Below are 10435 nucleotides of genomic sequence, written 5' to 3'. Positions count from 1 at the left end.
CCGTCATCCCGCGCCTGCCAGAGTGTCGGACAGATCAACCAAGCTCGGGGCGCGGAAGAAGGCGATCAGCGGCAGCACGCGTTTGTGACGCGCGCCGAGCGCTTCGTGAAGCTCGACGATCATGATCGAATCAAGCCCGTTTTCTTCTAATGACCGCGCGGGGTCGATCCTGTCTTGCAAGGTCAGCAGCGTTGCGGCGGCAAGCGCTGTGATGTCGGCCAGCATGTCTTCTGCGCAGCCGAACTGCGCCCCTTCGACAGGGGGCACGGATACCGGATCACTTGCCACAGACCTCTTTGGCACAAGCTCTTGAAACATTGGCCGCGCCGCAAGCTCGGGGATCGCGTCTGCCAGTTTCTTCCAGTCGACCGGTGCGACCCAGCAATGGGGTTCGCCTGCCGCGATCAAGCCGTTGAGAACCCGCAGCGCCTCCTGTGCATCAAGCGCGCTAAGACCGATGTCGTCGAGCCGCTGATCATGACCCGCTTCGGCGGCATGACCCACGCCGCGCCAGGCACCCCACCCGACGCAAGTGATCGGCAAACCTGCCGCGTGGCGGGCCATGGCGATGCCGTCCAGGGCCGAGGCGGCCGCCGCATGCGCCCCCTGTGTCGGCGGGCCGAACAAACCCGCCGCAGATGAAAACAGCACAAAGGCTTGTAGATCGTCCTGCAAGGTCGCGGAGTGCAAGGCCAGCGCACCGTCCAGCTTGGCCGCGAAGGTCTGGGCGAAATCATCCCGCGTTTGCCGCGCCAGCGGGCCATCTCTCAGCACACCAGCGGCATGGAAAACGCCGCCCAATGGCATGACATCGCGGCAAGCAGACAGACCCGCGACGACATCCGCGTCCCGCGATACATCGCCCTGGCGCAGCAAAAGCCTGGTGCCGGACACATCGGCAGCCTCTTGCAGGGCCGCTACGGTTTGCGCATTGCCGCTGCCGCGCGCGAGCCCCACGACGCAGCCCGCACCGGCGCGGATCAGATCGGCCATGATGACCGCCCCCAACCCGCCGGTCCAGCCGGTGACAAGATAGGCGCGCTGCGGATCGGGTCGAAAGGCAGGCTCTGGCGGCGCGTCAATCAGATGCAAGCGTGGTACAAAGGTGCCTTCGGCTGACATGAGCCAGGCGTCTTCCCCATCGGGGCACGCCATCCTTTGCAGCACGGCGCGGGCCGCGGATGCGTCTGAGACGTCGCCGATAGAGAACTGGCCGCCCCAAAGATCAGGATACTCCGCACGCAGCACCGCAGAGAAACCATTTGCGGCGGTGGCGAGCGACTTGGCCGGAGCGCCGCTTTCCTGCTCGGATTTGCTGACGATCCAGACTTTGGGCGTGGCAGCCGTATCGGACAAAACACCAAGGTGCTGACAGACCTTCGCAAGGGTCGTCGCAAGCGTCGCCGTGTCCTCCGCCTCAATGACAAACACCAGATGATCCGCCCCCGCCGCTATATCGGTCGCAGGCGCTGCATTCGAATCAAGCGCCGCCACAAAAGCCCGGCACAGCGCGCCACTGCCGATTACCTGCACGCGGCCCAAGGGAACTGGCGGTCCCGGTGGCGGGTCCACGGGCCCTGCGCGCATCACCGCGCAGCGCGGCCCGATCTTGGCCACCGGTCGCGCCAGGACGCCGCGCGCGGTCATAACTATCTCGCCCTGCGCCGTGGTGATGTCGAACTCCGCCGCAGCTCCCCCCGCAGCCGGAATGCCTTCGGACCATCCCTTGACCTGTGCCTCACAGGGGACAGGCGCATGAATGATCAGCTCTTCGACGCTGTGCAGCATGACGGCACCGTTGCCGTCCGCACCTGCGGAAAGACATTGCATCGCACTGTCCAGAAGGAACGGCTGGACTGTATAGGCGCCGCTATCGCCGCTATCCGCGCAGCTAAGGTGCGCTGTCAGCGCCGCTTGACCGTCCCGGGCAAGGCTGTCGATATTGCAATAGGCCGGGCCATAGTCGATGCCCTGCGCCGCAAAGCCCGCATTCAGAGCTTTTGGATCCACAGAAATGGCAAGGTCGCAGGCGTGCCGCAGGTCAGAGGTCTTCCCCACCAAGCTATGCATCGCCCCCGCGTCCGGCATGTCGATCCGGCAATGCATGAGCCTTTGCCAGCCACCTTGGGTGCCATCGACCCTGCGCGCATGGACCTCGGCTCCGATACTGGTGCGGTCAAGGTCGGAGCTCCGGCAAATCTGCACCTGGATATCCGCCCCCCTCGCATCGCCAAGGGAAAGCGCGCGGTCAAAGATGATGTCGCGCAAGACAAGCGGCCCGGCCCCCTGCGCTTTGCTGCGGGCCACAGTCGCGACCGCCTCGATTACGGCGGCCGCCGGAAGCACCGGCTGCCCGCCCACCTTGTGATCTGCCAAAAGCGGGTCCCTTACCGAAACTTGCGCCGCAAAGACGGCCGTGTCACCGGCAACATCAAGGTCGCGCAGGTCAAAAGGATGATCCCTTAGTCCGCTGCCTCCGCCAAGAAAGATGCCAAGCTCGCGCGTGTCGCAGCGGGTTTGATCGACCGTCCCAGCCAAAGCGGACAGTAGGTCCTGCTGCGCCTGCGTGCTCAGGTCCTTGGGACAGACCAAAAACACATCCTCAGCCTCGGGCCGGTATTTCGACTTGAATTGGACGTTGCTGCGCGCGCCGTTGCCGCCATCCGCCGACACGTCATCCATGAACCGTGGTATGCTATAGCTGCCCCCCAGTGACAGGACCTTCGCGCCCTCTTCGCGCAGATGTTGGGCGACATCCGTGATCAGGCGCTCTGTACAGCCGGGCGGGGTGGTCGCGTCGTAAAACTCCATATCCATGAGCCAGCCGTCCCCGGTTCCAAACTGGCATAGCGCAAGAAGCGCGTGAATCTCTGCGCCGTCCCGTGCGGCATATAGGCGGCGGAAGGTGGGCAATCGGGCAGCAGTGATTTCGCCGACCAAAGCCTCGGCGGCCGGAACAGGGGTCTTCTTAAGCCCTATCCAGGCGCGGATCAGCGCCACGACCCGGGCGTCTTCTGCGGCATCGAGGCCCGGGTGAAACTGCGTCGTCTCACGCCCCGGACCCGACCCATAGCGCGCCAATCGCGACCGCAGGCGCCGATATCCCTGAGCTGTCGGATCGAACCTTGCCAATGTCAGATGCTGGGACAGGCCAAAGTCATCGAGTCGATCTTGCCGCGTCGCGATTGCAGCGGCATCCGCCTTTGGCAACACCATGGCAAGGCTAATCCCGGCGCTCCGAGCGTGGGCGCGCAGATCTTTTAGCGCGCGCTGGCAAGCCTCGGGTTGACCAAGCACGGCCCAGACAACGCAGGTGGCCCCCCGTACAGAGCCATAGATTGCAACCTTGTCTTCTTCCGCCAGCCACAGACGTGGGGCGAGAAACCGCATGTTCAGCGAACGGATGCCAAAACGGTCATGCCGGGCGATCAGGCTGTCCAGCGCCGCCCCGGTGGTCTTGACCGCACGCTCTGTCGAGCGCTGCACTTTGGGCAGTGGTTCCTCAGAGGCCGCATCCTGGCGCAACTCGGTGATCCAGTGATAGCTGCGCTGCCATGGATAGGGCGGCGGCGCGTTCCAATCACCTTGGCGATCCATCAGCCGTGACCAGTCGGGGTCATGGCCCGCGGTGTAAAGCGCCGCAAGCATCTGATCGGGCCCATGAGGCACGGCCGCATCGTCCGGGGTCAGGCTGGCGGTCAGCAAACCCTGCATGCCCTCGGCCTTGAGACGGCTGCGCAGCGCAGACAAAAGCAGCGGCCGGGGCCCGATCTCGACAAAGTCGCGATGGCCCTCCTCCAGCAGCGCCTGTACCGCCTGATCGAATTGCACCGGTGAGGTCAGGCTTTGGCACCAGTAGTCAGCACCCAATGCCTCACCAGCAACATGGCCACCGGCGCAGGCAGAGAAAAACCGACAGCTTCCCGGTTGCGGGCGCAAATTGTCCAGCCGCGCCGCCAGCGGTCCGGCCAGATGTGCGATGAGCGGTGAATGCCCCGCCACGCCGTCGGTGTTGACCATGCGGGCAAAAACCTCGCGATCCGCAAAGGCCGCGACTGCCGTTTCCACCGCTTCAGCGCTGCCCGAAATCACTGTCGATAACGGGCCGTTCACAGCGGCAATCACTGCTGTACTGCACAGGTCGCCCAACACCTGTTGAACCAGATCAGCCGCCGCTTCGACCTGGGCCATTCCCCCGATAACACCGCTCCGGGCGCCCTCGGCAAGGCAGGAACTGCGCTCAAGACACAGATGAACGGCCTGATCCCGTGTCAGTGCCCCCGCCGTCAGCGCTGCTGCTATTTCGCCCATTGAATGACCAACCACTGCTGCGGGACGAAACGCCCAATCGCGCAACAAGGCGCTGAGCGCAGCCTGCACCGCAAAGATCGCCATCTGGCTGGACAGGATCCTTGGACTCTCCAACTCGTCCGGTCGGTTCATTGCCGTGTATACCGACCATCCCGCAAGGCGCTGCACCACGCGATCAATTTGGTCTATCTCGGCCCGGGCGGCAGGCCAGCGCGCCAAGGCAGCACCCATCCCGGCCCATTGCCCACCTTGCCCGGAAAAGACAAACACCGGCCCGCGCGCAGGCCTTGCCGCCGAGGGTGTGGCGGGCGTTTGCGTCTCTAGCGCCTGGACCAGTTCTGCGCCATCCACGCCACTCACGCAGTGCCGCGCGGCATAGTGGCTGCGCCGCAGCGCCATACCTCGACATAGGGCGGCGGCATCTTCGCCGTCTCGCAAACGGCGCGCCAGAGCTAGGGCCAGCGGTGCCAGGGCAGCGGGATCCCGGGCCGACAGCGGCAGGATCAGACGGGGAGTTTCCGAGATTTGCGGGCGCAACGGTGCAGGCGCCACTCCGCCTTCCGGCGCCGGACCCAGCAAGATGTGCGCATTCGTGCCACTGAACCCGAATGAGCTGACGCTAGCAAGCCCTGCGCCTTCGGGCCAGGGCGTGGAGGCTTTCGGCACTGCCAGTCCCAGGGCATCAAGGTCGATCATCTCATTCGCTTGGACGTAATTGGCCAGCGGAGGGATGGTCCGGCGCCGAACGACCTCGACCGCCTTAATCAGTCCGGCAATTCCCGCCGCCGCCTCCAGATGGCCAATATTGGCCTTGACCGCACCCAGACCAAGCGGCGCAGACCGCCCCGAAGCGCGCCCGTAGACCGCGCCAAGCGCCCGCGCCTCGATCGGATCGCCCAGCCGTGTGCCCGTGCCATGCGTCTCGGCAAAGATAACATCGCAAGGTTTTGCACCCGCGTCGTCAAGCGCCGACCGCAGAACCGCCTCTTGCGCCTTGCCATTTGGGGCCGTCAGCCCGGCGCTGCGACCGTCCTGATTGACGGCACTTCCACGGATGACCGCCAAGACGCGATCGCGGTTTCTGAGCGCCGCGTTCAGGGGTCTGAGCGCGATCATTGCGCAGCCTTCGCCGCGCACATAGCCATCTGCCTTGGCGTCGAAAGGACGGCATTCCGGTGCGCGGGACACGGCACCAAGCTGGCTGAAATAGATGCCGACCGACGGACAGAGCGCCACATTGACCCCGCCCGCTAGGCAGAGGTCGGTCTCCCCGGCCCGCAGACTTGCCACCGCAAGATGCACCGCAACGAGTGATGAAGAGCACGCCGTATCAACCGAGATCGCAGGACCGCTGAGGTTCAGCGCATAAGAGATACGACCCGCCGCGACGCTGAGCGCCGTACCGGTTCCGTAATATTTGTCGATGAGGGAATAATCGTCCGCATCTCCGGTCAGATTGGCATATTCGCTGGTACAAATGCCCACGAAAACCCCGGTGCGGCTTTTGTTGAGCGCGTCGAGCGGCTGACCGGCGTGTTCCAGTGCCTCTACCGAAGTTTCCAGCAAAAGCCGATGCTGCGGATCCAGGCTTTTGGCCTCTCGCGGGCTGATCCGAAAAAAACTGGCATCAAAATGCGCGAGATCGTCTAAAAACCCGCCCCATCGCGAACAGGCGCTGCCCTGCCTCTGACCGGTAGGATCGTAATAGGCATCGGCATCCCAACGGTCTGCCGGAACCTCGGTCACCGCGCTTGCACCTTGTTCGATCAAGCGCCAGAACGCCTCTGCATTCGGCGCACCGGGCAGGCGGCAGGACAACCCCACAATCGCGATATCGCGCGGATCGGACGCCTTGCGCTCAGTGGCCAGAAGAAAGTCGGATTTCGTGTTCAACGCAGCCCCCTGCCGGTCACACAAGCCGGGATGTCGTTTCAATATAATAGGATGCGAGAGCGCCGCTTGTCGCAAATTGCGCAGTTTGGGATAGGCCGATGCGCCCCGTTTGGCCGTAGTGTTTCAGAACGAGACAATCGGAGAGGACCGTTCATATGCAAAGCGCAACACAAGCATTCGAAAAACTGAAGTCCCTGACCGGAACCTGGCGTGGTAGCTCTCCTTATGGCAAGGACATCCGACTGACCTATGAAGTTACCGGCAACGACAGCGCATTGATCGAGCGCTATCGCCACTACTGGCACGGCAAGCTGATGGATGAAGAGATGGTCACGCTGTATCATCTGTCAGGCGAGGATCTGGTGCTGACGCATTACTGCACCCTCGGCAACCAACCCAAGATGCGGGCAATGCTGGATGTCGCGGATGACGTGATTTTCGAATATGTTGGAGCATCCAATCTGACGCATCCGGATGCGCTCAAGATGACCGGCGTGGCGTTTCACTTCATTGATGAGGATCGGATCACGCAGACGTGGAAATGGGACGGCGAAAAGAAATATGTGCGCCCCGAAAACCGGTCAGACGATTTTGACGACATCCCCGATAGCGGGGAGGGCGTCGATACCTTCACTCTGACGCGCGTGCGGGAATGACCCTTGACCACGACGAACCGGGTCCCGCTATGCATCTGGCGCAGGTAAACATCGCGCGCGCGCGATTTGATTTCAACGCCCCCGAGATGGCCGATTTCATGCGCGGCGTCGATCTGGTGAACGGTGTTGCAGACCGCAGCCCCGGGTTGGTCTGGCGGCTGGATGATCCGAGCGGCGGGATGAACCAGGGTCCGCATCCGCGCGACATCGTGAATCTGTCCGTCTGGACCGACGCCAAAGCCTTGTCTGATTTTTTGCGCAATACTGTCCATCGCCACTTTGTCCAACACAAGCACAATTGGTTCCTGCCACCCGATAAGGCGCATGTGGTGATGTGGTCAGTCAATCCGGGTACACGACCGACGCTGGCGGAAGGTCTGGCTCGGTTGGCGGCACTCAGAGTCTCTCGTGCGGATCAGGGTGTCCACGTGCTACAGGGGTCCGACCAGACCCGCGAATGACGCGCCCACCGGGTGCGCCGACGGGCCGGGACACCTTGCGACCAAGCACGCGTGACTTATCTTTATTCTCATCGTTTTCGAGAAACGATCTGTTGGAAAGGAAAAGGATGTTTCCATGCTCTCTGACGCAAACACCCCTTCGGAGTATATCGACCAGTTGGACGACGACTGGCGGCGAGAAAAACTGCAGCAGATCCGGGCCTTGATCAAACAAGAGGCGCCCCGGCTTGAGGAACGGATTCACTACAAGATGCTGGGATATTGCGTCGGCGATACTTACGCGTTCCACCTCAATGCACAACGCGGCTACGTCAGCCTTTATGTCGGAAACGCCTCGAAGGTCGATCCAGATGGGGAGCTTCTGGAGGGTCTGAACGTCGGCAAGGGCTGTATCCGCTTTACGAAATCCAAGAAAGTCGAAGAGACCCGCATCGACGAATTCATTGCCCGCGCCTTTGACATGTGGCGCAAGGGCGAAGATATCGACTGCTGAGAGATCAGGGGCCAGCAACGGTGCACCCGCACAAGCCCTGACCAGACTTTCGATCTAAAAGTTACTTTCAATGCACTCGAAAAGGTGGGCGCGATGGCCCACCTTCCTGGCCTGTTTGCGCAGCTCAGTAATCGCGCTTGTAGTCTTCCAGACTGTCTAGCGATTGCGGGTGGAACCCATGCACACTCTCGGCCCCGAAGCGCTCCGACCGCTCTTGCAGACCCTTCACAGCACCAAGAGGATCGCGCAGCCGTTCGAAATATTTGTCGATCGGCTCGAAGCCCCCGATCAAAGGCCGGTCGGAGTTCACCTTCATGTAGCTGTCAACCGTATCGAAGGTGGGCAAGTCTCCGTTCATTTCGGGCAACCCGGACATCGGGAAGGACAAGGCCGAGGGGCCGCCGCCCAGCACATTCAGCAGGATGAACATGCCAGAGACAGGTTGTTGCGTGCCATCAGGCAGCACCATCCGCGTTTCCGGCACGCCGATCAGGGATTCAGACGCGCCGAAGCGCATCATATAGGCCGTGCTGACACAGCGCACACCATTCAAATAATCGCCATGATTGCCATAGACCATGCCGTCGTCCGTATACTCCACGGTCCATGGGTCCAACTGCCGCAACCGGATATCGACGAGCGACGCCAGTAGAAAGGTTTCCTCTTCATCCTGGCGTCCCGGCATGTCGCGAAGCAGCTGTTTTTCCCGCGGGTAGTGGTTTTCCTTTGTCCACATCACTGTCAACTGACGCAGGCGGTTTTTATCCTTGTCGTACAGATCGTAATAGATCTGCGACCGCGCGACCGTGTTGTGCCGGGGCTCGGCATAGCCGGTGCGCCCGCCGTCCGTGAACCGGTGACGCAGTTCCCACGTGCCGTTGAAACTCTGTGCCACCCGGCTGGCATCAAGGGGGATCGGCGACATCAACCCGGGCAGGCCAAGGCCGCTGAAGGCCAGAAAACTGCGCCGGATCTCTTCGACATTGCCGTGACCGGAACGCGCGGCCGCCTTCTGGAAAAGGTTCGTAAAGGCCCCCTCCATCTCGGCATCCAGCTCTGGGGTACGGTCGTGACTGATACACTTGTAAAACAGTTCCGACGCTTCGCCGATAATTGGCTGCAAAATATCATACCGCTGATAGGCCGTAAGATCGCTTGGCTTGTAGGGCTCGCTAAAATTGTTCAGGATCTTCGTGACCATAATTTTGTTCTCCCCGCTTGAGCGTTTCCACCGGAAATCCTGTCTGTCATCAACCGGTCCGTTCACAATGAACGATCACAGAATACCCAACGAGATTTATTGGCGCTTGTCCGAGATTGCGAATGCCGCGATGAAGCGAATTTTTCCTCCGGCGGCATATAAGAGCGGCCACGTTGACAGATCTCAGATGGTTATGCGACGTAACCTAGACGGGACCGTTCATGGCAAGATCTGCGCGGATCGGCACGGCCGATCCCGTTGCGCGAGGATCATCTCGATTTCCGTGCAAACGGCCATACCGTGCCATAAAGGTTGAGCGAGAAGCCGTTGGATATCCCCATAACCATCATGAACAGCAGGATATTCCATTGAGCCGTGCCCATCGCAAGCACCAGGCAGGCCAAAATCAGCGGGATCAGGGGCGACGACCGCAGATAACTGTCGGGCCCGTCGGCGAAAGGACCGCGCCTTTTCAGACAAGCTCCGCCTCAGCTCAGACAAGCTCCGCCTCAGCGAAATAAGCTGATGCTTTGCGAAGGATCTCGTTCGCCTCACGCAGCTCATGGTTCTCGCGTTCAAGCAGCTTGATCCGATCGCGTTCGTCGCTGGCCGTGCCACCCGCCGCGCCAGCATCTTTCGCTGCCTTTCTCAGCCAGACCGCAAGCGTCTGCGGAATACAGCCGATCTTCGGTGCAATCGCCGCTATCGCGGTGCCCTGCGTCTCATAGGAACTCTGATGTTCCAGCACCATCCGCACCGCGCGGGCACGGGCCTCCGGTGAATAGCGGTTTGCCATCTTGCTCTTTTCCATGACTCTCATCCTTCTCAGGTTTCAAGTCTCCGGCAACCCGGCGCGGTACAGATATCCGAGCTCATCTGTTACCCGGCAGTCGCATGCAAAGCATGCTGCCGAGAGGGCAGGATAACCAAGTCGGTTTTCACCAGCACCTCGGCGATCTTCCCAGCCTTGCCTTGGGCCTTTTCCTACTTCAGCGCATTGGTCTTGTCGCGCTTGCGTTCCGGTCTCTCAACTCATTTAGGCAGCCTTTCGTTCGAAGGCCAAGGGGCTTTTGCCAGCTAACGACGAGTGCCGCCGTCTTGGATTGTGGGACCCATTGATATACTGGAATATCGCGCCTTCGGCTTGGCGTCTGGTCTCCCAACGGTTGCGCCATATCAGCTCTACCTTGAGTGATTTGAAGAATGTTTCAACCATGGAATTGTCCTAGAAATTGCCTTTTCCGCTCATCGAGACTTCGCAGCCATGTTTGGACAGGCGCTTGTGGTAGTCGCCTGAAAAATATTGCGACCCGCGATCCGTATGATGAATGCAGCCCTTGGGCGGCTGTCGCAGCGCCACAGCCATATCCAATGCGCGGATCGCCAGGTCCCGCTTCATACGATCGCTGACCATTGCCCG

The 10435-nt window shown here is 61.3% G+C and carries 5 protein-coding genes and 2 pseudogenes; 3 read left to right on the top strand and 4 right to left on the bottom strand.

The window, feature by feature from the left end:
* Nucleotides 1-3 precede the first annotated feature (3 nt).
* On the bottom strand, nucleotides 4-6204 hold the full coding sequence (locus tag CHB75_RS18475) for a type I polyketide synthase (protein WP_141135148.1): 6201 nt from the start codon (nucleotides 6202-6204) through the stop codon (nucleotides 4-6).
* A 155-nt stretch (nucleotides 6205-6359) separates the two neighbouring features.
* On the opposite strand from CHB75_RS18475, the gene CHB75_RS18470 reads away from it, so the two are divergent.
* The 3 genes from CHB75_RS18470 to CHB75_RS18460 all read left to right on the top strand — a co-directional run bounded on the left by CHB75_RS18470 (nucleotide 6360) and on the right by CHB75_RS18460 (nucleotide 7814).
* Complete coding sequence (locus CHB75_RS18470; RefSeq protein ID WP_089273235.1) at nucleotides 6360-6860, top strand: hypothetical protein; 501 nt, start codon at nucleotides 6360-6362, stop codon at nucleotides 6858-6860.
* On the top strand, nucleotides 6857-7321 hold the full coding sequence (locus CHB75_RS18465) for a DUF3291 domain-containing protein (RefSeq protein WP_089273233.1): 465 nt from the start codon (nucleotides 6857-6859) through the stop codon (nucleotides 7319-7321). The genes CHB75_RS18470 and CHB75_RS18465 overlap by 4 nt, the downstream gene beginning before the upstream one ends.
* Nucleotides 7322-7436: 115 nt before the next feature.
* Nucleotides 7437-7814 (top strand): iron chaperone, encoded by a 378-nt coding sequence (locus CHB75_RS18460; RefSeq protein ID WP_089273231.1) that lies wholly within the window; start codon nucleotides 7437-7439, stop codon nucleotides 7812-7814.
* Between the two features lie 124 nt (nucleotides 7815-7938).
* On the opposite strand, the gene CHB75_RS18455 is transcribed toward CHB75_RS18460, so the two are convergent.
* The 3 genes and pseudogenes from CHB75_RS18455 to CHB75_RS18445 all read right to left on the bottom strand — a co-directional run.
* The gene (locus CHB75_RS18455) at nucleotides 7939-9015 is read right to left on the bottom strand and encodes a hypothetical protein (protein WP_089273229.1); all 1077 of its coding nucleotides are present in this window, start codon (nucleotides 9013-9015) and stop codon (nucleotides 7939-7941) included.
* A gap of 514 nt (nucleotides 9016-9529) precedes the next feature.
* Nucleotides 9530-9826 (bottom strand): annotated as a pseudogene (locus CHB75_RS18450) (transposase); the annotation flags it as partial.
* A 225-nt stretch (nucleotides 9827-10051) separates the two neighbouring features.
* A pseudogene (locus CHB75_RS18445) lies at nucleotides 10052-10435 on the bottom strand (DDE-type integrase/transposase/recombinase); the annotation flags it as partial.

It is taken from the genome of Puniceibacterium sediminis (assembly GCF_900188035.1).
Taxonomy (GTDB): domain Bacteria; phylum Pseudomonadota; class Alphaproteobacteria; order Rhodobacterales; family Rhodobacteraceae; genus Puniceibacterium; species Puniceibacterium sediminis.
Note: the sequence above shows the minus strand (reverse complement) of the source record. Positions and strands in the feature narration are given on the sequence as shown.

Bases quoted from the DNA above. Each gene is read 5' to 3' on its own strand.
- CHB75_RS18465 (WP_089273233.1), top strand. From the start codon at position 6,857: ATGACCCTTGACCACGACGAACCGGGTCCCGCTATGCATCTGGCGCAG.
- CHB75_RS18460 (WP_089273231.1), top strand. From the start codon at position 7,437: ATGCTCTCTGACGCAAACACCCCTTCGGAGTATATCGACCAGTTGGAC.
- CHB75_RS18470 (WP_089273235.1), top strand. From the start codon at position 6,360: ATGCAAAGCGCAACACAAGCATTCGAAAAACTGAAGTCCCTGACCGGA.
- CHB75_RS18455 (WP_089273229.1), bottom strand. From the start codon at position 9,015: ATGGTCACGAAGATCCTGAACAATTTTAGCGAGCCCTACAAGCCAAGC.